Annotated in this window: 20 protein-coding genes; 2 read left to right on the forward strand and 18 right to left on the reverse strand. The window is 55.3% G+C overall.

The genetic code is table 11. The annotated features are described in order from the left end of the window. The 7 genes from HP566_RS09445 to HP566_RS09475 all read right to left on the reverse strand — a co-directional run bounded on the left by HP566_RS09445 (position 1) and on the right by HP566_RS09475 (position 6875). Positions 1 to 1980 carry a TonB-dependent receptor domain-containing protein gene (locus HP566_RS09445; RefSeq protein WP_249977011.1) on the reverse strand — a complete coding sequence of 660 codons (1980 nt, stop codon included), beginning with the start codon at positions 1978 to 1980 and terminating at the stop codon, positions 1 to 3. Positions 1981 to 2089: 109 nt separating this feature from the next. Continuing rightward, positions 2090 to 2260: a hemin uptake protein HemP gene (gene hemP, locus HP566_RS09450; protein ID WP_249977012.1), complete on the reverse strand. Its 171-nt coding sequence runs from the start codon at positions 2258 to 2260 to the stop codon at positions 2090 to 2092. A 188-nt stretch (positions 2261 to 2448) separates the two neighbouring features. Continuing rightward, the gene (locus HP566_RS09455) at positions 2449 to 3348 is read right to left on the reverse strand and encodes a metal ABC transporter permease (RefSeq protein WP_249977013.1); all 900 of its coding nucleotides are present in this window, start codon (positions 3346 to 3348) and stop codon (positions 2449 to 2451) included. After that, positions 3348 to 4466, reverse strand: coding sequence for a metal ABC transporter permease (locus HP566_RS09460; protein WP_249977014.1), 1119 nt, complete (start codon positions 4464 to 4466; stop codon positions 3348 to 3350). Before HP566_RS09460 ends, HP566_RS09455 begins: the two co-directional genes overlap by 1 nt. A gap of 3 nt (positions 4467 to 4469) precedes the next feature. Then, positions 4470 to 5255: a metal ABC transporter ATP-binding protein gene (locus HP566_RS09465; RefSeq protein ID WP_249977015.1), complete on the reverse strand. Its 786-nt coding sequence runs from the start codon at positions 5253 to 5255 to the stop codon at positions 4470 to 4472. A gap of 26 nt (positions 5256 to 5281) precedes the next feature. Next, positions 5282 to 6250 carry a metal ABC transporter solute-binding protein, Zn/Mn family gene (locus HP566_RS09470; RefSeq protein WP_249977016.1) on the reverse strand — a complete coding sequence of 323 codons (969 nt, stop codon included), beginning with the start codon at positions 6248 to 6250 and terminating at the stop codon, positions 5282 to 5284. 259 nt (positions 6251 to 6509) lie between these two features. Continuing rightward, positions 6510 to 6875 carry a hypothetical protein gene (locus HP566_RS09475; protein WP_249977017.1) on the reverse strand — a complete coding sequence of 122 codons (366 nt, stop codon included), beginning with the start codon at positions 6873 to 6875 and terminating at the stop codon, positions 6510 to 6512. A 184-nt stretch (positions 6876 to 7059) separates the two neighbouring features. On the opposite strand from HP566_RS09475, the gene HP566_RS09480 reads away from it, so the two are divergent. Then, positions 7060 to 7953 (forward strand): LysR substrate-binding domain-containing protein, encoded by an 894-nt coding sequence (locus HP566_RS09480; RefSeq protein WP_249977018.1) that lies wholly within the window; start codon positions 7060 to 7062, stop codon positions 7951 to 7953. Between the two features lie 16 nt (positions 7954 to 7969). Here HP566_RS09480 and HP566_RS09485 read toward each other — a convergent pair whose 3' ends face one another. The 3 genes from HP566_RS09485 to gabT all read right to left on the reverse strand — a co-directional run bounded on the left by HP566_RS09485 (position 7970) and on the right by gabT (position 10492). Beyond that, entirely contained in the window at positions 7970 to 8458 is a 489-nt protein-coding gene (locus tag HP566_RS09485; protein ID WP_249977019.1) for an Lrp/AsnC family transcriptional regulator, read from the reverse strand. 65 nt (positions 8459 to 8523) lie between these two features. After that, positions 8524 to 9168: a hypothetical protein gene (locus HP566_RS09490; RefSeq protein WP_249977020.1), complete on the reverse strand. Its 645-nt coding sequence runs from the start codon at positions 9166 to 9168 to the stop codon at positions 8524 to 8526. 31 nt (positions 9169 to 9199) lie between these two features. Next, positions 9200 to 10492 (reverse strand): 4-aminobutyrate--2-oxoglutarate transaminase, encoded by a 1293-nt coding sequence (gabT, locus tag HP566_RS09495; RefSeq protein ID WP_249977021.1) that lies wholly within the window; start codon positions 10490 to 10492, stop codon positions 9200 to 9202. A 319-nt stretch (positions 10493 to 10811) separates the two neighbouring features. Here gabT and HP566_RS09500 point away from each other — a divergent pair, with 319 nt between their 5' ends. Then, the gene (locus tag HP566_RS09500) at positions 10812 to 11738 is read left to right on the forward strand and encodes a 2-hydroxyacid dehydrogenase (RefSeq protein ID WP_249977022.1); all 927 of its coding nucleotides are present in this window, start codon (positions 10812 to 10814) and stop codon (positions 11736 to 11738) included. A 62-nt stretch (positions 11739 to 11800) separates the two neighbouring features. Here the strand turns inward: HP566_RS09500 and HP566_RS09505 are convergent, their stop codons facing one another. The 8 genes from HP566_RS09505 to HP566_RS09540 all read right to left on the reverse strand — a co-directional run bounded on the left by HP566_RS09505 (position 11801) and on the right by HP566_RS09540 (position 22253). Beyond that, the gene (locus HP566_RS09505; protein WP_249977023.1) at positions 11801 to 13261 is read right to left on the reverse strand and encodes an NAD-dependent succinate-semialdehyde dehydrogenase; all 1461 of its coding nucleotides are present in this window, start codon (positions 13259 to 13261) and stop codon (positions 11801 to 11803) included. A gap of 106 nt (positions 13262 to 13367) precedes the next feature. Next, the gene (locus HP566_RS09510; RefSeq protein WP_249977024.1) at positions 13368 to 15029 is read right to left on the reverse strand and encodes an ABC transporter ATP-binding protein; all 1662 of its coding nucleotides are present in this window, start codon (positions 15027 to 15029) and stop codon (positions 13368 to 13370) included. A 4-nt stretch (positions 15030 to 15033) separates the two neighbouring features. Next, complete coding sequence (locus tag HP566_RS09515; protein WP_249977025.1) at positions 15034 to 15942, reverse strand: ABC transporter permease; 909 nt, start codon at positions 15940 to 15942, stop codon at positions 15034 to 15036. Continuing rightward, on the reverse strand, positions 15939 to 16895 hold the full coding sequence (locus HP566_RS09520; RefSeq protein WP_249977026.1) for an ABC transporter permease: 957 nt from the start codon (positions 16893 to 16895) through the stop codon (positions 15939 to 15941). The genes HP566_RS09515 and HP566_RS09520 overlap by 4 nt, the downstream gene beginning before the upstream one ends. A gap of 103 nt (positions 16896 to 16998) precedes the next feature. After that, positions 16999 to 18639: an ABC transporter substrate-binding protein gene (locus HP566_RS09525; RefSeq protein WP_249977027.1), complete on the reverse strand. Its 1641-nt coding sequence runs from the start codon at positions 18637 to 18639 to the stop codon at positions 16999 to 17001. Between the two features lie 135 nt (positions 18640 to 18774). Then, complete coding sequence (locus HP566_RS09530; protein WP_249977028.1) at positions 18775 to 20049, reverse strand: NAD(P)/FAD-dependent oxidoreductase; 1275 nt, start codon at positions 20047 to 20049, stop codon at positions 18775 to 18777. A 34-nt stretch (positions 20050 to 20083) separates the two neighbouring features. Next, entirely contained in the window at positions 20084 to 20758 is a 675-nt protein-coding gene (locus tag HP566_RS09535) for a haloacid dehalogenase type II (RefSeq protein WP_249977029.1), read from the reverse strand. A gap of 163 nt (positions 20759 to 20921) precedes the next feature. Further along, a complete protein-coding gene (locus tag HP566_RS09540; protein ID WP_249977030.1) occupies positions 20922 to 22253 on the reverse strand; it encodes an NAD(P)/FAD-dependent oxidoreductase in 1332 nt (443 codons plus the stop codon). Between the last annotated feature and the right edge of the window lie 33 nt (positions 22254 to 22286).

The raw sequence follows: 22286 nt of genomic DNA on the forward strand, positions 1-22286 counted from the left end.
TTACCACTGCCAATTGAGTGTTGCGAACAGGCTGCGCCCGTCGCCCAGGCTGCCATCGGGTCGGTACCAGACTTTGTCGCCAAGGTTGGCCAGGCGCAGTGAGGTATCGATAGCGGGTGAGAGGCGCCATGCCAGATGCACATCGTGCAGCCCGTAGCCGGGTAGACGCTCGTCATCACCCTGCTTATCAAAATCGCGGGCAAATCGGCCTTGCCAGCCTACCCGTACATCACTGTTGTAAAGTGCCACTTCACTGCCCAGTGTCATCTCCAGGGGGGTTTGGCTGCCCAGTGCTTCACCGCTATCACGGTCTTTGCCGGATACTTCCGAAAGTCCGACAAAGCTGGTCAGCAACGGAAGGGCGCTGGGTTGCCAGGCCACCCTGGCGTCGTAGCCCCACAATTGGGCGCGCTGTACGTTCACGGCTTGAGTGGTGCCCGCTAGAATGTCCACCTGGGTGTCGATAAAGTCATCGGCGCGGGTATCGAAGTAGCTGGCGCGTACCTGCCAATCGCCCTGATGCCACACCACGCCACTTTCCCAAGTGTGGCTGGTTTCAGGAGAAAGGTTGGGGTTGGCAACCCAGTAGTTATCAGGAACGCAGAAGAATGGGCCCGAACAGAAACCGGCAAAGTGGCGCTCATTGGCATACAGTTCGGAAAGGCTGGGAGCGCGGAAGGCTTCGGCATAGCCGGAAAACAGCATCAACCCATCATTTGGCCGCCAGGCCAGCCGAAAACGCGGTGATATCCGATCGTGAACGCTATCGGTATCGTTTTGGCCGGTGGCATCGTAGCGGTCATAGCGGGCTCCAAGGCCAACGTCAAACTGCCCGGCGCCGCCATCTGCCAGGTAGTTGCCCGCAGTGAGAGTGGACTCAAGGTACGCTGCCTGGGTGTCGATATCGGCTCTGGGGAAGCCACTGGCCTCTCCGTCCGGGCGTTGGCGTGCCTGCTCCAACTCAGCGCCGAACACCACAGTTTGCGAGAGCCAGCCATGCTCCATGGTGTGGTAACCATCGCTTTGCAGGCCAACACGTTCAAGGGTGCGGTTGGCTTCCGACTCGTCAATATCCTGTTGGCTGAAGGTGAGGCGCGATGTTATCTCTGTTACGTCAGCCGGTTGCCAGCGGTGCCCAAGCTGTACATTGTTACTTTCAACATTCCGGTCGCGGAGTAGATTGCTACTACTGCTTGTCAACTGCTGTGGGTTGGCTGGTTGGGTGGCGCGTTCATCGTAATGCTGCCAACTGATGAACACCCGCTGTTCACTGTTTGGCTCCCAGCCACCTTTCAGTAGCAGGCTGTTGAGGGTGGCATCCTCTTCTGCCTCGTCACCTCCAGCGCGGCGAATATCGCCAGACTCGCTGCGGCCTACGGAAAACAGGCCGTCCACTTGGCCGTTGGCGGTATCGCGGCGACCAAAGGCAGTCAGGCTGCCGCGTAGCTCATCACTGGCGGTGGCGCCTCCCAGGGATAAGCGTGCTCCGCTATCTTGCCCAGGGGCCAGCAGGTCGCTAGCCTCAACACTGGTGAAACTGACGACGCCCCCCATCGCATTGCTGCCATATAGGCTTGATAGTGCGCCGCGGGCTATCTGTACATCCTGAATAAGTGCTGGATCAAGGAAGAAATTACCTATATGGCCGGTGGTAATATCCTGACGTACGCCATCCAGACGAACCAGCACTCCATCGCGACCAAAGCCACGCATGCTGAGGGTTTGGCCGTTTCGGCGCCCTTGGCCAGCAACATGCAGGCCAGGCTGGCGACTCAGCACATCTTCTACACGGCTGGCTGTCGCCAGTTCTGCATCATCACGATCAATAATGTCGATAATGAGCGGTGCCCGGGAAAGGTCAGTGGGTGCTCTGGTGCCGGTCACCGTCACGGTGTTTAGGTCATTTTCATCTTCATCGGCATGAGCAGCCAACAGAGGCAGTAAGGTAAGGCAGAGGGCTAGGGTATGGGTCGGTTTCATGAGCCGGACAGTTCCAACAGTGCGTGATGGATAATGTCGCTGGCTGGGTGCTATGAGCTACCTGGCTGGCTGGTTAAGGAAGGTGGTGTCAACGTAAGTAACGAGCCGCTTAGGCCGTCAGAATCAGTTTGCCGCTCTTCGTTCTGCGCAATACATAGCGCCGCTGTTCATGGTGGATCACAAGCTGCCCGTCCTGGCCGAGCAGCGCTTGGCTTTCTACCTCACGGGGGGCAGTGTTAGATGTGCCCCTCCTGCCAGCGTTTTTAGTGTCGGGCTGCATGAGAGGTTATTCCCTGTGTTAATGATAACTATTATTGTTAGTTTATCAGTAGCTGTCCGGCGACTCAATAGAGTATTGATAGGGAAAAATGGTATCGGGTAACAGTGGCTGCGGGGGCGGTTCTTTGCGGGTAGCCAGGAGGGAGACGCAGCGCACCATGCGCTGCGAGTGGTGAGGTGGTATCCCCGTCAGTAAGGCATTGTTTGCGACTGGCGGGCACGGCGGCGCCGTAGCCACTGGCTCAGGACGCCATAGCGAGGACCGCCAAGGAAAGCCAGCATGAGACAGACGCCGGTCATGATCGCCATCATGCCGCCAATGGATACGTTCCAGTAAGCTGCCAGGTAGTAGCCTGAAACGCTGGAAATGACCGAGATGCATGAGCCGATGACGAACATCATCCACAGACGATCCGTCAGCAGATAAGCGGCTGCGGGCGGGACAATGGCAAAGGCGATGAACAGTACGGCCCCGACTGCATCGAAGGCTGCGACGGCCGTTGAACTGGTGAGCATCAACAGTATGTAAAACAGTAGTGTGGGTGTGAAGCCTAATGTTTTGGCCAGTGCCGGATCAAACGTGGCCAGTTTCAGCTCCTTGTAGAACAGCGCAATGAAGCCATAGTTGATGAGCGTCATAATACCCATCGATACTAAAGCCTGAGGGAGGTGATAGCCAAACAGCTCTGTCGTGTCGAGCCATACAAAGCCGATTTCCCCAAGCAGTACGGTATGGGTATCGATATGCACATCGCTGGCATACAGGTTGAGTAACAGCACGCCGATGGAAAACAGCGCTGGGAAAACCAGGCCGATAGCGGCATCCTGCTTGATGCGCTTGGTGCTGGCGAGCGCCTCGGTGAGAAACACCGTCAGTAGCCCCGTTAAAGCGGCTCCAATGAGTTGTACTGGGCCACTTTGTTGATGAGTCAGCAGCCATACGACAACGATGCCAAAGACGATGGAGTGACTAATAGCATCCGATAGCATGCTGTTGCCGCGCAAGATGAGAAAGGTGCCGACAGCAGATGATGCAATGCCAACCAAGGCTCCTACCAAAATAATTTGCAGTTCGATGTTATCCAGCATCACTGAATTTTCCCTTCGAGAACAGCCGTGAGCCTTTGAGCCTCTGTGATGCCGGATTTGGTTAAACTCCAGCCGGAATATGAGCGATCACTGTGTTCCCGTGCCAGGAACCCTTCTCGATATAAGCGCAAAAGAGCTAGTCGCGGCCAGAGCAATCCCTGGGCCTGGGAGCGTGTATGCGAGGAAGCATTGGCTAGCTGCCACTTGTACATGGTGTAAAGCATTTGCTGTTTGTGCAGTGTCCATTTCTGCCGGTAGTGCTTTAATACTCCCCAGAGGAGGCCGCGCTGGGGAGCAATGGCAAGCGAGACGATGACGATCGCAGAAGCCGTGAGAATGATGAGCGGCCCGGTTGCCAACCCTCTTGACAGTGTGCTGATGGTGGCGCCGGTAATGCCGCTGACAACACCGAAGCCGGCAGCAAGCACCACCATGGAGCCAAGGTGGCGGCTCCACTGTCGTGCTGCCGCTGCCGGGGCAACGATCATGGCCGCCATTAAGACGACGCCGACCATCTGTAGACCGACGACGACGGCAAGCGTGACCATGACAGTGAGCAATGCCTCGATGAACGTTGCCGGTATGCCCAGTGTGCGGGCATACTCCGCATCGAACGTGACCAGCTTGGCCTGTTTCCATAGCGCTGCCAGCAGTAGCAGCGCACCTAGTGTAATACTGCCCATCAGCCACAGATCTGAACGCAGAGTGGCAGCCGCCTGACCGAACAGAAACGCTTCCAGCCCACCTTGGGAGGCGTTATTAGTGCCCTGAAGATAGGTCAGTAGCACGATGCCAACCGCGAAGAACACACTGAGGCAGATGCCTAGCGCTGCATCGGTTTTCAAACGGCTCATACGGGTCAGAGCCAGCATGACCAGGGCGGCAAGCGCGCCGGTCGTCAATGCGCCGAGCATGATGCTTCCCATGCTGCGCCCGCCAGAAATGATGAAACCCAGGCAAATGCCAGGCAATGCTGCATGGGAAATGGCGTCGCCCAGAAGGCTCTGGCGGCGCAGTACGGCAAATGTACCCAGCGCGCCGCTGATCATGCCTAACAAGGAGGCGCCGACGATGACGTTTTGAAACGTGTAGTCATTAAGCAGAAGTGACCACTGCATGGTTTATCTCACAACTTTGGAGGCGGGAAACATCAAGGCATCGGTATCGTTGAGCAACGCGATTTGTCCGCCATAGGCCTTGCGAAGGTTATCGATAGTGAATGTGTCACTCGCTTCGCCACTTGCTATCACCTGGACATTGAGCAATAAAAGCCAGTCAAAGTAAGTACGTACCGTTTGTAGATCATGGTGTACTACGATCAGTGTCTTACCTTCATCGCGCAAGCGCCTCAGAATATCGACGATGGCGCGTTCTGTCGTGGCATCCACGCCCGCCATGGGTTCATCAAGAAAATAGATGTCGGCCTGTTGAACCAATGCGCGTGCCAGAAAAACCCGCTGCTGCTGCCCACCGGATAGCTGGCTGATCTGGCGGTCAGCAAAGTCGCCCATACTCACCATATCCAGTGCTTCCAGCGCTTCCCTTCGCTCTTTACGCCCTGGTCGTTTGAGCCAGCCCAGGCGTCCATAAAGCCCCATGGTAACAACGTCCAGCGCTGTGGTCGGGAAGTCCCAATCGACGCTGGAGCGTTGGGGAACATACCCGATGCGCTTACGCTGTTTCGCGTAAGGGCGCCCGTAAACCGCTACATCACCTGATAAGGTAGGTACCAGCCCCAAAAGACTTTTTATCAGGGTGCTTTTGCCTGCACCATTGGGGCCGACGATGCCTGCCATTACCCCGGAAGGAATGTCGAGGTCGATATCCCAGAGGACCGGCTGATTATGGTAACTCACCGTCAGGTTTCTAATGCTTAGGGCTGTGCCTGTTTCGTCGGGTATAGCCATACTTAATCCGCTTTCTCTGGTTACGATTAGTGAGTGATATCCCACTGGTCAGCCCATTCGGCTAATGCTGTAGGTAGCGGCGCAAGAGTTCCACCCAATGCTTCTACGATGTTTTGGGTATTACTGTAAATCATGCCGATATAGGTGCCATCGGCTGTTCCGTCATCTCCCATCGCATCGGAGTACAGCTCACCGCCGATGATCACGTCATGTCCGCGTTGCCTGGCAGCATCAATAACGGCTTGAACTGTACGCGGGTTGATCGTGCTTTCAATAAATACGGCGGGCACGTCTCGTTCAACGACGACATCCGTCATGCTACGAATATCTGCAATACCCGTTTCAGTCTCAGTACTGATGCCCTGTATACCTTCCACTTCAATGCCATAGGCGCGGCCAAAGTAATTGAACGCATCGTGCGCTGTCACAAGAATGCGCTGCTCTTCGGGAATGTTGGCAATGCTCTCTATTACCCACTCATGCAAGGCTGTCAGTTGTGCCTCATAGCGCTCGATATTGGCTTCAATCATCTCTGCGCAATCGGGGCGGGCTTCGCTAAACGCAGCGCCGATGGTGGGAAGGGTTTGTGCCCAGAGTGATACATCCATCCACAGGTGAGGGTCGATACCATAGACATCCTGTGCCGTGATCAAGGAAGCAGGCTCAATGGATGCCGGTGAAACCGCAAGTGTCGGGGTGCGCTCGGAGAAGTTTTCCAATACATCTCCCAGTTGGCCTTCCAGTGAATAACCCGAATAGAGAATTTGCTCGGCATCTCTTAGTAACGCAACATCCCTGGCGCTTGCCTGATACAGGTGTGGGTCCACTCCAGGGCCCATCATGGCATCTACAGTGACGCACTCCCCTCCCACTTCTTGAGCCACATTGGCAATCATGCCGATGGTCGCCATAACGTTAAGCGGTGGTTCATCCGCTAACGCTACCGTTGCCAGGGGGAGTGTGCCCAATAAAGCGGCCATACGTTTCATCACCATTACCAAGCTCCTATATATCCATAAAGTGTTAGCGCGTCACTGGTGCAAAGCGTGATAGTTGTTTTTCTGAAGCAACAAAAATAGCCTTTGCTAAGTTTGTTACCTTAATGAAATATTGTCAATACTGGGTGAGTTGATTGGGCAGGGGTAAAAATAAGCGGCCAACGCCTCCAGGTTGCCTTGCGGTTTCGCTAAGGACCACTGGTGAGTGTTAGCCGCTGCTGGTAAGTAGGGTGAAAAACCATGTTTTTACCGATACTTATCGGCTGGTTTGATTCGCCTGACCGGAGGTGGGGGCGGGATGAGGGGGTTGCTGCCGGAGTGCTTCCAGTGTGTGGATGGCATCGACGTTATATGGTAATTGGTTGGCCCATAGAATGTCCTTACGAGAGTGCCCCATGTCGTTCAGCAACTGATCATCATAGGCCAGTAACGGTAAGATATGGCGACGGAAAAGCCGCCTGCGTCGATATCTCCACCAGCGCATCTCCAGTGTATGGATTAATCCCAGGGGCGGCATGGCAGGCATATAAAATTCAAGCCGGGGTGGCGCTGGTGGTGGCGCCAGACGGCTGGCTTTCTCCCATGCCCGGCGGACATGCTGTGTATGTTTTTCATCATTCATCGCGCACCTCTCTTCACCACGTACAGTGCAGCACACAGTCGCCAGCGTGCTGACTGGCAAGTGATATCGGTAACTGGGTAAGTGGAGGGTCGCGACCTCTAGCCAATAGTTTGTTATGCAGCTTTGGATCAATCAAACGAAAAGAACTACAATGAGCATTCAGTTTTTCTGAAGGGCTGGTGAGATGAATCAATTGTCTAATGCGGCTCCTGCCCGAGGTGCTTTGCCGCTGCTGGATAGTGAAGTGTTACGTACCTTTGTAACGATTGCAGAAAGTGGCAGCTTTACGCGAGCCTCTCAGCAGCTGTTCCGCACCCCTTCCGCGCTTAGCATGCAGATCAAACGCTTGGAGGAGACGCTTGGGCAAACACTGTTTGTACGCGAGGCGCGTTATGTACGCCTAACAGCAGAGGGGGAGATGCTGTTAGGGTATGGGCGAAGATTGCTGAAGCTCAACGCGGAAGCCGTTACGCAATTTTTGGCACCCACATTAGAGGGGCGGGTGGGGCTGGGGATGACAGATGATGTGGTCGGTCATATTCTGCCCAATGTGTTATCCCAGTTTGCCCGCTCGCATCCAGCGGTACAGGTAGATGTGGTGGTTGCCCGGAGCGTAGAGTTGCTGGCAAGGCTGGATGAGGGGGAGCTGGATTTAGTGTTGGTCATGGCCGGGGAACCTGGTCAGCCGTCACGGGGTGACATTGTCCATAGTGAGCCGCTTGTATGGGCTGGTCGTGTCGATGGAGTTGCTGTTCAGCGTACACCGTTGCCGGTCACCCTGGCCCAACAGGGATGCGCCTGGCGCAGAATCGCGCTAAACGCCCTGAACAGTGCGGGTGTTAATTACCGTATTGCCTACTCGTGTGATCATTGTGCCGGTCAGGAGGCTGCGATGTTGGCAGACCTTGCCATTTCACCGTTTCCCAAAAGTTTGGTCCGGCCCCCTCTTAAGCGGTTGAGCAGTGAATGGTTGCCGCCGTTAAGTGATTATCAGGTAGCTCTTGTTAAGCGCGCGGGTAGTGGTGGTGCCAGTGAGGTGCTGGCTGAACGCGTAGTGGAGGCGTTTCGGGAGGGTTAGATGCTAACATTATGCACTAATCGCCCATTAGCGTGCGAAGTGGCAGTTGTTCTTTATTAATGGGTGTCTTGATAACGATATAGCTGAAATATTTTTCAATGCCGATTTCATCTTCAATGAGTGTCTCCATAACGCGCTGATAATGCGCGATACTGCGCGCAATAAATCGCAGTAGATAATCATAGCCGCCACTAACCAGGTGGCACTCCATCACTTCATCGATTTGACGGATTTTTTGCTCAAAGCGTAGAAAATCTTCTCTATGATGGTCTGAAAGGGTGACTTCGGTAAAAACGGTAACGCTTTCCATCATTTTCGAAAGATCGAGCCGAGCTTGAAACGAGGTGATATAGCCCGCTGCCTCTAATCTTTTAACTCGTTGGAGGCAGGGGCTGGGCGAAAGCCCAACTGCATCGGCCAGGTTGACGTTAGTCATTCGTCCATCTGATTGAAGTTGGACGAGAATATTAATATCAATACGATCAAGACGAACGCTAGCTACCATGTGAAGTCCTTTACTTGCTAAGGGGCGCTGAGAGACGCTCCATGGGTTTCATATGCTACCTTTGTCTAAATCAATTCGCCGCGCAGGGCAAGCTGATGCGCATAAATAAAATCGCTTAGCGAAATAAAAGCCTTTCCTATGGGCTGGTTGGCTATAGCATTACGGGTTATACGGCAGTGTCCCGCCTGGCTATTGGTTGAGGCAGGGCCAGCTGTTAATAGCAAGACATTGCTATCCGTTTCTATCTCCCGAATCTTGGAGCGAGCAGCAACAAAACTACCGGTAGTTAGTCGCTCAAGGCCTGAAAGCCCCATGCGTTGATTAAAAGCAACAAACTCCTGCTCATTAAGAGATGTTACAACTTTGAGTTGATAGAATTTTCGTAAATAGTGAATAGCTCCAGGAGCATCTTCATAAAGTGTTCCAAACCCTAGTGAACTGGCGAATTCGATGCTTTGTTGCCAGCCTGTTTCTACCCCCCACCGGTTGGCCAGAGCTCGGTAGACAATGCAGTGAGCCGACACAGCGCCCATCTGCTCATCAGTTAGCTCATGCAGTGCATGCACATAGTCTTCCAATATCTGTTTTCTGGGAGGCGGCTTAGGCATCATCGCCAGCAGTGATGACAGGCCCCGTAAAATATCTCTGTCCCGATCAATCAGCACACCATGTGCGTCCATGCATAGCGTCGTATAGTTGGTCAATTGCATGACGTCCTGCTCTCCTTGCGGTCGCGATTAACTAGTGCGTGGCGATGGATAATACGTTATCCAAAATTGCCAGTGCCTCGTCGATTTGCTGGTTACTGGTATTCAGTGGAGCCAAAAAACGGATCACATTGCGGTAAACGCCGCATTTAATAACCAACAAGCCTGCTTCGCGACAGTTATCAATGATTTGTTGCACCAGCGCGGTATCCTCTGGTGTAGCTCGCAGGCCCTGCATAAGTTCAATGGCAAGCATTGGCCCCTGCCCGCGGACCTCGGCCACCAGTGGGTGCTTGGCTTGCAGTTGGCGTAGTCCTGCTTCCAGGTACTTGCCCATGGCTAGGCCACGTTCAAGCAGTTGCTCATCATCAAAAATATCGAGCACCGCCAGTGCTGCTGCACAGCTCAGCGCACTGCCTCCATAGGTACCTCCAAGCCCACCAGGTGAGGGGGCTTGCATGATCTCGGCGCGTCCAACGACCCCGGAGATCGGTAAACCTCCGCCCAGGCTTTTAGCAACAGTGACGAGATCAGGCAGGATATGGCTGTGTTCAAAGCCGAACATTTTGCCCGTGCGCCCGAAACCGGTCTGGATTTCATCGGCGATCAGCACAATACCGTGCTGTTCAGTCAATGCGCGAAGTGCCTGCATAAACTCAACCGGTGCAGGAAGGAAGCCACCATCACCTTGTACTGGCTCAATCAGGATAGCGGCGACCTGGTCGGGAACGACTTCTGTGGCGAATAGTGTCTCCAGCTCAGCCAGCACATCCTCACTGCTGATGCCACGCAGTGCATCCGGGTAGTTAACATGGTGAATGGCAGGTGCAAAAGGCCCAAAATTTTGTCGATAGGGTTGGCTCATGCCGGTGAGCGTGGTGCCAAGCAGTGTGCGCCCATGAAAGCCCCCGCGAAAGGCAATCACGTTTGGTCGTCCAGTGTGGGAACGGGCAATTTTGATGGCGTTTTCCACCGCCTCTGCACCGGAGGTAAATAGCACGCTTTGGTATGTGTTGGTGCCACCTATTAGCTTGGCCAGTTGGCTAGCGAGTTCTATATAGCCAGGGTAGGCAGCCACCTGGAAGCTCATGTGGGAAATACGTTCAACCTGGGCCTGAACAGCCGCCACCACCCGGGGATGATTGTGGCCTACATTGAGTACGCCGATGCCACCGACGAAATCCAGGTAGCGTTGGCCATCCACGTCAAAGACCTCGCTGCCGTGGGCATGAGAAATCACGATAGGGTGAGCATTCACAATACCACGCGGAATACACTGCTCGCGCTGGTGTAGCATAGGGTGAGAAAAGTTGGTGTCGCTATTCATCTGTAGGCTCCAGGAACTGTCACTATTATCGTTGCTGTTGTGTGTTGGAGCCGCTTGGAAAACCGTGCAAAGCGAGCGCCAACACGTTTATGAGCTTACCGCTGTTACTAAAACAGAGGAGCCTGCCATTGCCTTGGTAACCGCGTAATCCTGCTTATTTTCTAGCTTGCGCAGCATGATCCACTGTCAATGGGGAGTGCAGTGTAATCTGCGTCTTCATCACGGATTTAGGCGCAATGTATCGCGTTATAACAGCCAAAACAGTATCTGCTGCCTCTCATGCCACCGTAGGATGAAGCTTTGGCTAAGGACACTATCCATGGTACTGCTATATAAATCTGACCCGGAGCGTGGCGCTCGCTGGAAAGAGCTTTTTGCCCAACATGCGCCTGATATTGAGTTTCGCCAATGGCCTGAGGTTGGCGACCCAAACGAGATTCGCTATTTATTGGCGTGGCTGCCCCCGGAAAACTTAATGCAGCGCCTGCCATCCCTTGAGGTGCTTTTTGCCACTTCCGCCGGTGTCGATCAGTTTGATGTTGCCTCATTGCCTGCGGAGCTGCCGGTTGTACGTATGCTCGACCCTGCCATTGAGAGTGGGATGATTGAGTACGCCACCTTTGCAACGCTGTGGTTGCACCGCCGGATGGGCGATTATGTGCGCCAGCAGCGCGAGAGAAGATGGCAGGCGCATATGCTGGTGCCTGCGGTTCATCGGAGTGTCGGGGTCCTTGGTTTAGGCCAGTTAGGCAGCGCTATTGCCACGCATCTGGCTGCCTACGGCTTCGCTGTCAGTGGCTGGGCCCGATCCCCGCGACAAGTGCCAGGTGTTGCCTGCCACCATGGTGAAGAAGCGCTGGATAGTTTCCTCTCTTTGAGTGATATCCTCATTTGTGTGCTGCCGCTAACTGATGCTACCCGTGGCGTGCTCAACAAAGCCCTCTTTGAGCGTCTGCCGGAAGGAGCCGGGTTGATCAATATAGGCCGTGGCGAGCACTTGGTTGACCACGACCTTACTCAAGCCCTTGAGGATGGGTATTTGAGTGCGGCGGTATTGGATGTGTTGAGTGAAGAGCCACCAGCCGATGATCATCCTTTCTGGCGAGATGAGCGTATTTTGTTGACCCCTCATGTGGCAGCCATGACGCAGCCCGATAGTGCCTTTCCAGTACTGCTGGACAACCTGCGTCGTTATCAACGCGGTGAGCCAATGATTGGCAGGGTTGATGGTAAGCGTGGTTACTAAGGTGACAGCATGAAGTGCCCGCGATACCACGTACCACGGGCACTTCGATGGCGTTACCAGGGCTAGTTCAGCCCGCCCATGTGAAACGCTTTTTCCTCCAGGTATTCATCAAGTCCCTGCCGGGCGCCTTCCCGGCCTAAACCAGACTGCTTCATGCCGCCAAAAGGGGCCACTTCCATTGAAATAGAACCGGTGTTGAGGCCGATCATGCCGAACTCCAGTGCTTCGCCGACCCGCCAGGCGCGCCGTAGGCTTTCGGTAAAGAAATAGGCGGCTAACCCGTAGGGAGTTGCATTGGCAATGCGAATGGCGTCTTCTTCACTCTCGAAACGCATGATGGGCGCAACGGGGCCAAACGTCTCCTCCTGTGTTATCAGCATGGCTTCGGTAACGTTTTTCATCAGTATCGGTGCCACAAAGCAATCCTGACCGTTGGGTACGTCGCCGAGCACCAGTTCAGCGCCGTGAGATAAGGCATCATCGATATGTCGGGCCACTTTGCTAACGGCTTGATCGTTAATTAATGGCCCTATGGTCGTGCCTTCATCCATTCCGTTGCCACAGCGTAATGCTTCTATTTCAGTCGCCAGGCGTGCAACAAAACGGTCATGGATGCCGGACTGAACCAGAATGCGGTTAGCGCAAACACAGGTCTGCCCGGCGTTGCGAAATTTGCTCACCATGGCACCGGATACCGCGAGTTCCAGGTCGGCATCATCAAAAACGATCAGCGGGGCGTTGCCACCCAGCTCCAGGCTGAGGCGTTTAATATCATCTGCACTTTGGCGCATCAGTAAGCTGCCCACCCGGGTCGAGCCAGTGAAGGAGAGCTTGCGCACGATTGAGTTGGATGTCAGTTCGCCGCCAATCCCTTCGGGCAGCCCGGTCACTATATTGATGACTCCTGGAGGAAAGCCGGCTCGCTCTGCCAGTTTCGCCAATGCGAGTGCCGATAACGGCGTCAGTTCTGAAGGCTTGATCACCATCGGACACCCGGCCGCCAGCGCTGGGGCGCATTTACGCGTAATCATGGCGATGGGGAAGTTCCAGGGGGTGATGGCCCCGCAAACGCCCACTGACTGTTTGAGGATCACAATGCGGCGATCCGGGCTGGGGGAGGGGATTGTCTCACCATAGGCGCGGCGCGCCTCTTCCGCAAACCACTTGATAAAACTCGCTCCGTACTGAACCTCCCCCCGTGCTTCACTAAGCGGTTTGCCCTGCTCAAGGGTCATTAATACCGCCAGGTCGTCGCTGTTTTCCAGTATCAGGGCATACCAGCGCTCCAGTATTGCCGCGCGATTGGCTGCCGGGCGGGCACGCCACTCAGGCCAAGCCGCTGCGGCAGCTTCAATCGCACGACGGGTTTCGCTGGCGCCCATGCTGGGCACTCTGGCTAGCTCTTCACCGGTGGCGGGATTAGTGACTGACAGTGTGGCAGCATCGTCGGCATCACTCCAATGAGCGTTGATGAAGGCCTGCTCGCGTAGCAGGTTGCCATCTTTAAGGGGCAGTTTCGCCATGCTTTTCTCCTTGCAATAGACCTGATGGGGGCGTCCAGATGGGGCATGTTAAATGTAATAAATAAGGCTGGTTTTGAATCGGGCTGCACGGCTCAACGTCACCGTTTTAAACGGCTACGGTGGACGGTTGCGTATGAGTCGACCATTGGCACGCTTCCAGCCAACCCGGCTGTAACTCTGGCACTGAGCCAATCAGCTTGCGGGTGTAATCGTGCTGCGGTCGGTTGAGAACCGTACTGCAAGGGCCGAATTCCACACACTTGCCCTGGTAAAGCACCATGACGTCGTCGCATAGCGAGCGTACCGTCGAGATGTTGTGGCTAATAAACAGGTAGGCAACACCAAGCTCCCGGCGCAGTTCGGCAAGCAGCTCAAGAATGGCGGCACCCACCACGGTATCCAGTGCAGAGGTCACTTCATCGCAGAGTATCAGGTCGGGTTCTGCGGCGAGCGCTCGGGCGAGATTGACGCGCTGCTTCTGACCGCCCGACAGCTCGCGTGGCTTGCGGTCGAGCAGGGTGCGTGGCAGCTTGACCAGGTCCATTAACTCTTCAATTCGACGCTGCCGAGCATCGCGGTTCATGTGAAAATAGGTTTCAAGCGGTCGGCTGAGCAGTCGCCTAACGGTGTGGGCCGGATTAAGCGCATTGTCAGCGCTCTGAAAGACGATCTGGATACGGCGAAACTGATCTGGCGTGCGTCCGCGCAGTGTTGGCGATATTTCACGGCGATTAAATTGAACTGCACCCCGTGACGGTGCCACTAAACCAGAGACTGCCCGGGCTAGCGTCGATTTCCCTGACCCCGACTCACCGATGACGCCTAACGCCTGACCGCGATCGATCCGCAGCTGGATGTGATCAAGCACGATGTTATCCGGCTCCCCTCTACGATTACAGTGCCCATAGCCCACCTGCAGATCATCAATGCGCAGCAGCTCTTCACCCGTGCGATGTTTGTTGGATATGGGTGCCTGGGCGGGTGGTCGTGCCGCTGCCAATAGGCTGCGTGTATAGGCATGGTCCGGCTGTTCCAGGATTTGTGCGACGGAGCCTTGCTCCTGCTCCTCACCGGCTTTAAGTACTAAGACGTGATCGGCAATCTGTGCGACCACGGCAAGGTCGTGGGAAACATACAGCGCTGTGGTGCCTCGTTCGTGCATAACCCGTTTGAAGGCCCGCAGTACATCGACCTGGGTGGTCACATCCAGCGCCGTGGTGGGTTCATCCAGAATCACCAGTGCAGGATCAGTAATCAAGGCCATGGCGGCCATGAGACGTTGTAGCTGGCCCCCCGAGACCTGATGAGGGTAACGGTTGCCGATGTGTTCAGGGTCGGGCAGTGCCAACTCGCCAAATAGTTGAATAGCTTTCTGTTGCGCTTGTTGTCGATCCATAACACCGTGGATGAGTGCGCCTTCAATGACTTGATCCATCAGACGGCGCGAAGGGTTGAAGGCAGCTGCAGCGCTTTGGGCGATATAGGTTACCCGGTGGCCGCGCAGCGCACGCGTTTCCACCGGCGAGAGGGAAAGTACATCCGTCTCCCCAAGCTGTACACTGCCGCCGGCGATCCGGCAGCCGCGCCTGGCATACCCCATCATGGCCAACGCAATAGTGGTTTTACCCGAACCGGATTCACCGATTAACGCCATCACCTCACCTGGCTTGAGGGCGAAATTAATCTGGCTGACAATCGTGTGCTCATCCTCACCAGGCGGTGTCGCGCAGATATCTAGATCGCGTACGATCAGCGATTCACCTTGCATAGCGTTACTCCTTCTGGTTATCGCGGCTATTCGATAGGCTGTCGATCAACAGGTTGGCACCGACGGTTAATGAACCAATCGCCAGCGCGGGGGCAATCAGTGCCAATGCCCCTTGGCTAAGGCCGCCGATGTTTTCACGCACCAGGGAGCCCAGGTCGGCGACTGGCGGCTGCACGCCCAGACCCAGAAAGCTCATGCCACTGAGCAGTAATACGATAAAGACAAAGCGCATGCCCATGTCGGTGAGTATGGGCTGGATCATGTTGGGAAAAATTTCTACCGTGGCGATATACAGCCTTCCTTCTCCACGGGTACGGGCTACTTGAACGTACTCCAGAGTGGCGAGATTTTTGGCCAGGCTATGGGCAATACGGAAAGCGCCTGGCGCATAGCTGAGCACTGCTGCCAGAATCAGCAGCGGAATAGACGTACCAAAGGCTGAGACCATCACCAGGGCCATCATTTTGCTGGGAATGGAGATGAGCGTATCGAATATCCGTCGGATGCTCTCCTCCAGCCAGTACGGCAGTAACACCGTCAACATGCCAAATCCTGCCCCGACGAGACTCGACAGTAACGCAGCCACCAGCGCCAGGCCGACGGTATAGCGTGCCCCTGTGAGCATGCGGCTGAGCATGTCGCGGCCCATGTAGTCGGTGCCCAGCAGGTGAGACGTGCTTGCACCAGCGTAAATCTGTTCAGATACAAAGGCACTCATGGGATACGGTGCCAGCAGTGGCCCAAACAGCGCCACTAATAGCCAAAAGCTGAATAAGCTAAGACCAATCCAGCGGGTTAGTTGTAACCCTGAACGGTTGCGCTGTTTGGGCACGACCATGGGCAGATGGCTGCCTGTTGTTACGTAGTGCTGACGCTCGCCCTTGGCGGCGGGTATTGTATTGGTGTCACTCATCGGTTTCGCAGCCTCGGGTTGGAGAGGATCGCGCACAGATCAGCCAGCATGACCAGCAGTAGATAAGCACCGCAAAAAATCATTGCGCAGGCCTGCACAAGGGCGAGGTCGCGGTTGGAAACCGCATCGACCATTAAGCTGGCGATGCCTGGATAATTGAAAATGGTTTCGACGATGATCACCCCACCCAGCAGATAAGAGAGGCTCAGCGCCACCGCGTTGGCAATCGGGCCGATGGCGTTAGGCAGTGCATGGCGCAGCACTCGTCGCATCGGTGGAACGCCTTTGAGCCGTGCCATCTCGATGTAAGCGCTGTCGAGCTGATCAATTAAGGCCGCGCGCGTCATACGTGCCATTTGGGCAATTAATACACTACACAGGGTTAGCACCGGCATCGCGTAAACTTTCATAAAGGCGCCCAAACTATCGACGGTGGAGACATAGGAGAGCGCCGGTAGCCAGCCGAGTTGCACGGCGAAAATCAGTACCGCCAGCGTGGCCACCAGAAACTCTGGTACTGCCACCATCGATAAGGTGATCAGGTTCAATGTGCGGTCAAGTACGCCGCCGCGGCGCATGGCGGCGGCGATACCCATAATCAGCGCTACGGGGACAGAGATGACGGTGGTAATCGCGGCTAACAGCAGCGAATTGGGTAACCGGTCATTGACCAGCTGTATGACATCCATGCCGTTACTGGCAGAACGCCCTAAGTCGCCAGTGGCAAAGCCACTCAGCCATTGCCAGTAGCGCAACAAGGGAGGTTGGTCGAGACCTAGCTGGGTACGCAGTGCCTCCACCTGTTCAGGGGTGGCAAACTGGCCAAGAACCTGCTGGGCTGTGTCTCCTGGCAGCAGTGAGGTAATCGCAAAGATCACCAGCGATACCAGCAGTAGAGTAATGAGACTGGAGGCTAAGCGACCTAGCACCAGTCCAAAGAGAGAGTCGCGCATCTTGATTCTCCGGCTCAAGGGCCATGCCCATCATCACCAGATGCCGGTAAGACACTACGGTGATGATGCCCATGGCCTGGGATACCAGTAAGGAGAGCGGGAATTAGCCTTTCCACCAAATATGCTCGGCGAACATATAGCCCATAAAACTACCCAGAGGGACGGTGCGGTCCATTCCGCCAATACGCGCATCGTAGCCTTCCAGGTCGCTTAGGAAGACGGGGATGCCGATGCCGCCCTCTTCATGAATCATGGTTTGCATGTCGGCGTACATCTGCTTGCGGGTGGCCTCATCGGGTTCACTCCGCGAGGCAATCACCAATTGATCGAACTGCTCGTTATGCCAGCCGGCTTCGTTCCACGCGGCATTGGAGAGGAAAAACTGTGAGAGCAAAATATTGGCGGTTGGGCGCGGATTGATATTGCCGAACCCGAGTGGGTGCTTCATCCAGTGATTGGACCAGTAGCCGTCTGAGGGGACGCGGTTGATATTCAGGTTTAGCCCAGCCTGGGCTGCAGACTGCTGTAGAAGCACGGCCATATCTTCCGATGAGGCAGCCGCAGGAGACGCCACGATTGGAACGGTAGCACCAGCCAAGCCTGCTTTCGCAAGCAAGGAGGCTGCCCGTTCAGGATCATACTCACGCTGGGGTAGCCCATCAAAGTAATAGGGCGAGCTTGAGATAATCGGCTGATCGTTAGCGATCTCGCCATAACCGCGCAGGGCTACGCGCTTGATCTGTTCGCGGTCGAAGAGATACTTCATCGCCTCGCGAAATTCGGGGCGACTGGTGGGCTGTTGGTCAAAGCGCATTACCAGGTCAGTGTAGTTACCGGAGTTGGTCGCTTTCACCTGGTAGCTGTCATTGGTTTTCATGCGCTCAGCGGAGTTACCACTAACATTATTCACCATGTGAACATCGCCAGAGAGCAGTGCGTTGACCCGAGAAGGTTCATCGCTGATACCCACCATCTCAATAGCATCCAGATAAGGATAACCATCGCGCCAGTAGTTCTCGTTGCGCACCCCAACCGAACGCACGCCGGGAGTGAACTCCTGGCACTTAAAGGCGCCGGTACCGATGCCATTCGAGAAGTCAGTCGTGCCGTCTGCCACAATCACCAGGTGCGAAACGGCCAGGATAGAGGGTAACTCAATATTGGGAGAGGAGAGGGTGAACTCGACACGCTGATCATCCAGAGCCCTGATGCTTTCAATCTGGTCGACCATGGAGACGACCTTTGAACCCGTGGCGGGGTCTTTATGGCGCATGATCGAGAAAATCACGTCTTGGGAGGTCAGCGGTTTACCATCATGGAAGGTAACACCCTGGCGCAGGGTAAATATCCAGTGGCTGCCGTTGTCGGTATTTTCAAACGACTCCGCCAGACAGGGCTGGGGTATCAGATCTTCATCGTACTGTGTCAGGCCGTTATAAAACATATAAGCGCGGGCATAGTCGATGGCCGTTGCCCCTAAGGCAGGGTCCAGGGTATCCATCGTGGATGTCGAGTGCGCCGCGACCCGAATACGGCCGCCGTACTGAGGTGGTGCGTTTTCGCTATTCGCCGCCCATGCCGAAGAAATGCTGGGGAAGGCACCGGCCGCAGCAGCAAATACGCCTGCTGCGCCAATGACTTTCATGGCTTCGCGTCGAGAGACCCCGCGCTGCATGGCGTTGTAAACCTGCATGCTTTGTTCGGGAGAAATAAACAGATCATCGGGTTTTGTTTCACGCGTCATACGCCTTCTCCTTACTGTGATTAGATGTTGTTGTGGGTCTGGCGGCGCTTGCTTAGTTCTTTTTTGTTAACAGCAGTATTGGCTGATCGCTTTCTTGGCGAGTTTTTGTATCAATATTCGGGATGTCGTTGTGGCTTAATGCAATCGATCCTGTAGCCGGTACCAGCTACCCACCAGGGGTAAAAACCACGGCTTGCCAAAATGGCCGGGGATGGCTGGCCACTTAGTGTCCTGCCAAGGGTGGCTCCGGCGCTTTCCCAGCATGACATTGGCCATGACATGCCCCATATGCACCGACATCTGTACCCCATGGCCGCTATAGCCCATGGCGTAATACATCCCGTTGTGTTGCCCGGCATGAGGCAGGCGATCCTGGCTCATATCCACCAGCCCACCCCAGCAATAGTCGAGCCGCACCCCTTTAAGTTGGGGGAAGGCCTCTTCCAGGCCCCGGCGTAGTATCTCGCCGCTTTTGGCATCCGACTGGCTGCCGGACATGGCAAACCGAGCCCGTCCTCCAAACAGCAGCCGGTTATCGGCGGTAAGTCGGAAATAGTGGCCTACAATGCGGCTGGTGACATAAGAGCGCCGCTGGGGCAGTAGCTGAGCACACTGCGCTGCTGAGAGCGGCTCAGTGACGACGATAAAGCTGCCCACCGGCACCAGGCGGCGGCGAAACCAGCTCAGCGGTCCTGTTTGCGAAGCACCGGTGGCCAGTAGCACGTTTTCGGCACGAATATCGCCACTGGGTGTGCCTAGTCGATACGTTGACTGCTCGTGCGTTAAGCGGATCATGGGCGTATGTTCAAAAATATGTGCGCCATGCTTGGCTGCTGCTTCTGCTAAGCCGACGCCGAAGCGCCCCATATGCATCTGGCCACCATGATGCTGAAGCAGCCCGCCATGGTAGAGCGATGAACCGACCTCATCTTTAACGGCGGTTGCGGACAGCATCTCCACGTCGCCATCGACATCACGACGAATGGCGTCGCAAGTGCGCGCAAGCTTGTCGTAGTGCGCCGGCTTGGCGGCCAGTTTTAGTTTTCCGTGGCGGAGATAGTCGCAGTTGATCGCCTCTGCGGTAATCACCTGCTCGACACTGGAGACCGCTTCGGCATAGGTTGCGTAGTGGGCCATTGCTTGCTCGCGGCCAACTTTCTCGACCATGCTGGCGTAGTCTTGAGCCACGCCTGTATTACATTGGCCGCCGTTGCGCCCTGAGGCTTCACCAATAATCTGACCTGCCTCTAGCAGCGCGACGCGGGTGCCGTCCAGGGCCAGCGTGCGAGCAGCCGATAGCCCGGTAAAGCCACCGCCCACCACCGCGACATCGTAGTGCTCCTGGGTGAATGCCTGTTGCCCTCTGCCAAAGGCGGGAGCCGTGGACAGCCAAAAGGAGTTAAGTTGCATGGGCGACTCCTGCACGATTCATGAAATACTCGGCTTAGAGACCTACTAGCGCAGGTAAGTCACGGATATCATTAATTTTGGTGGCCCCATACCCATCGCAATAGGGTTCGTGGTTGCGTGCCACAAAAGCTTTGTTTTTGATACCCATCAGGTGGGCTGAAATAAGGTCATAGCGGAAGCTTGATGAGACGTGCAGGAGTTCTTCTGGGTGGCAGCCTAAGCTGTCAATCATGGCTTCGAAGGCGGCTAAACGTGGCTTGTAAACTTTGAATGTATCGGCGGTGAAGACCTTGTGGAATGGCACCTCAAGCTTGTTGACATTAGCCATGATTTGGCTGTCATCGGCATTGGAATAAATCACCAGCGGAATTTTGTCGGCAATTTTAGCCAGTCCCTCAATCACGTCAGGGTGAGGCCCCCATGTAGGGACGGCCTGGTAATACAGCATGCCTTCGTTATCACGGTATTCGATGCCCCAACGTTTGCAGGTGCGCTTCAGTGCCTCGCAGATAACGTCAGCGTAAGGTTTCCACTCGCCGAGCACTTCATCGTATCGGTAGGCGCCAAAATCCTGCACGAAGCGTTCCATGCGCTCGGCGTCAGGAATACGGTCGGCAAACATTTCGCGCGTCATGTGCCCCATCTGGAAGTTGGTGAGAGTGCCATAGCAATCAAAGGTGATGTACTTAGGGCGCATAATCTCGCTCATACTGTTTGATCCTCGTTTCTATTGATCGGTGGTTGGGGCCTTAACGCAGTGACTCATTTCATTACAGCATTCCCGAGCAGGCGCCAGACGCTGAAAGTGCGCGTTTGGTTAACACAAACCGGCTTTTTTTTGGATGGATGCAGCACAGAATGCGGCAGGCCGCTCACATCATTTCTGGTTGACGGATACGGCTGCCATCGGAAAAACGTTTGAGGTGGTAAGGCGTGGGGTCCACCACGGGGGTTGCATTTGTCGCCAGATCGGCGGCCAGTCTTCCCGCCCCAGGCCCAACGCCAAAACCGTGGCCGCTAAAGCCAGCGGCGACGATAAAACCAGGGATGGCCGCAACCGGAGAGATGATGGGGATCATATCTGGCGTTGTATCGATCATGCCGCCCCAGGCGCGGGCAATATGGACACCTTTGAGTTCGGGGTACTCTGTTTGCAGTGCTGCCAGGGCGGCACGTGCCTGGGGTATGTCTGGGGTAGGGTCAAGAATGCGCTGACGTTCAAACGGCGATACCTGATCAAACTGCCAGCTGCCTGCCGCTTCAGGCCCATTAAAGAAAGAAGCGCCAATGCGTATCTGCAGTTTTTTGGCTAATTTACTGCGGTAGGTGGTGTAGAATTTGCTTGCGTAGCGCAACCCTTGGGGGCTGATTTCCACGCGGCCATGCCCTGGAAGCGCCAAGGTGTAGCTGCCATCCAGACGGCGGCGCAGAGCCACCCTGGGGGTGATCAGACAACCCGGTGTGACTTCAGGCGCGGCGGTGGTCTGCAACGCAGTTCCCATGATATTGGCCGAGGGCAACTCAACACCATGGCGACGGCAGAAACGAGAACTCCAAGCGCCGCCAGCACAGATAACCGTCGAGGTTTTTATCAATCCGTGCTCGGTCCAAACGCCACTAATATGCCCCCCTTGTTGCTCCAGCCCACGCACAGCGCAGTTTTGGTGGATGTAGGCACCTTGCTCCTGTGCCCCGAAGGCGATCGCTGAACATGCCATTGAGGGCTCGGCCTGTGCATCGCTGGGCGACCAAACGCCGCCGATACACGGTGTGGTACTGCCTAACGCGCGCTCACGTGCTTCTTCGGCACTCAAAATATGGCTGATAAAGCCCTGCTCGCGGGCCTGTTGTCCCCATGCCTCCCATTTAGCAAGGCTGGCTTGACTATCCGTAGTGTAGACAATGCCATTGCGGCGAAACCCCACATCACGCCCAATTTCTTTGGAGAATGCCTCCCAACGATCAAGGCTGTACATGGCAAGCGGTAGTTCGAACATGTCGCGATTCTGCTGGCGTACCCAGCCCCAGTTACGGCTTGACTGCTCACCACCGATGAGCCCCTTCTCCAACAGTGCAACCGACACTCCTTGCCGGGCCAGCTCATAAGCTGCCGTTGTGCCTACAATGCCGCCCCCTATCACCACCACATCAACCTGCTCGGGAAGTGCGGGAGTGTCATGTACGGCGTCCACGTTGATAAACATGCTTGCTACCTCTGTTTGGTAGATTAAAGAACC

This window comes from Vreelandella olivaria, assembly GCF_023507745.1.
Classification (GTDB): Bacteria; Pseudomonadota; Gammaproteobacteria; order Pseudomonadales; family Halomonadaceae; genus Vreelandella; species Vreelandella olivaria_A.

Excerpts from the sequence above, each read along its gene's own strand:
- HP566_RS09475 (WP_249977017.1), bottom strand. The coding sequence starts at position 6,875 with ATGAATGATGAAAAACATACACAGCATGTCCGCCGGGCATGGGAGAAA.
- HP566_RS09455 (WP_249977013.1), bottom strand. The coding sequence starts at position 3,348 with ATGCTGGATAACATCGAACTGCAAATTATTTTGGTAGGAGCCTTGGTT.
- HP566_RS09530 (WP_249977028.1), bottom strand. The coding sequence starts at position 20,049 with ATGCAACTTAACTCCTTTTGGCTGTCCACGGCTCCCGCCTTTGGCAGA.
- HP566_RS09540 (WP_249977030.1), bottom strand. The coding sequence starts at position 22,253 with ATGTTTATCAACGTGGACGCCGTACATGACACTCCCGCACTTCCCGAG.
- HP566_RS09525 (WP_249977027.1), bottom strand. The coding sequence starts at position 18,639 with ATGACGCGTGAAACAAAACCCGATGATCTGTTTATTTCTCCCGAACAA.
- HP566_RS09460 (WP_249977014.1), bottom strand. The coding sequence starts at position 4,466 with ATGCAGTGGTCACTTCTGCTTAATGACTACACGTTTCAAAACGTCATC.
- HP566_RS09480 (WP_249977018.1), top strand. The coding sequence starts at position 7,060 with ATGAATCAATTGTCTAATGCGGCTCCTGCCCGAGGTGCTTTGCCGCTG.
- HP566_RS09485 (WP_249977019.1), bottom strand. The coding sequence starts at position 8,458 with ATGGTAGCTAGCGTTCGTCTTGATCGTATTGATATTAATATTCTCGTC.
- HP566_RS09490 (WP_249977020.1), bottom strand. The coding sequence starts at position 9,168 with ATGCAATTGACCAACTATACGACGCTATGCATGGACGCACATGGTGTG.
- gabT (WP_249977021.1), bottom strand. The coding sequence starts at position 10,492 with ATGAATAGCGACACCAACTTTTCTCACCCTATGCTACACCAGCGCGAG.
- HP566_RS09445 (WP_249977011.1), bottom strand. The coding sequence starts at position 1,980 with ATGAAACCGACCCATACCCTAGCCCTCTGCCTTACCTTACTGCCTCTG.
- HP566_RS09520 (WP_249977026.1), bottom strand. The coding sequence starts at position 16,895 with ATGCGCGACTCTCTCTTTGGACTGGTGCTAGGTCGCTTAGCCTCCAGT.
- HP566_RS09505 (WP_249977023.1), bottom strand. The coding sequence starts at position 13,261 with ATGGCGAAACTGCCCCTTAAAGATGGCAACCTGCTACGCGAGCAGGCC.
- HP566_RS09465 (WP_249977015.1), bottom strand. The coding sequence starts at position 5,255 with ATGGCTATACCCGACGAAACAGGCACAGCCCTAAGCATTAGAAACCTG.
- HP566_RS09515 (WP_249977025.1), bottom strand. The coding sequence starts at position 15,942 with ATGAGTGACACCAATACAATACCCGCCGCCAAGGGCGAGCGTCAGCAC.
- hemP (WP_249977012.1), bottom strand. The coding sequence starts at position 2,260 with ATGCAGCCCGACACTAAAAACGCTGGCAGGAGGGGCACATCTAACACT.
- HP566_RS09470 (WP_249977016.1), bottom strand. The coding sequence starts at position 6,250 with ATGGTGATGAAACGTATGGCCGCTTTATTGGGCACACTCCCCCTGGCA.
- HP566_RS09510 (WP_249977024.1), bottom strand. The coding sequence starts at position 15,029 with ATGCAAGGTGAATCGCTGATCGTACGCGATCTAGATATCTGCGCGACA.
- HP566_RS09500 (WP_249977022.1), top strand. The coding sequence starts at position 10,812 with ATGGTACTGCTATATAAATCTGACCCGGAGCGTGGCGCTCGCTGGAAA.
- HP566_RS09535 (WP_249977029.1), bottom strand. The coding sequence starts at position 20,758 with ATGAGCGAGATTATGCGCCCTAAGTACATCACCTTTGATTGCTATGGC.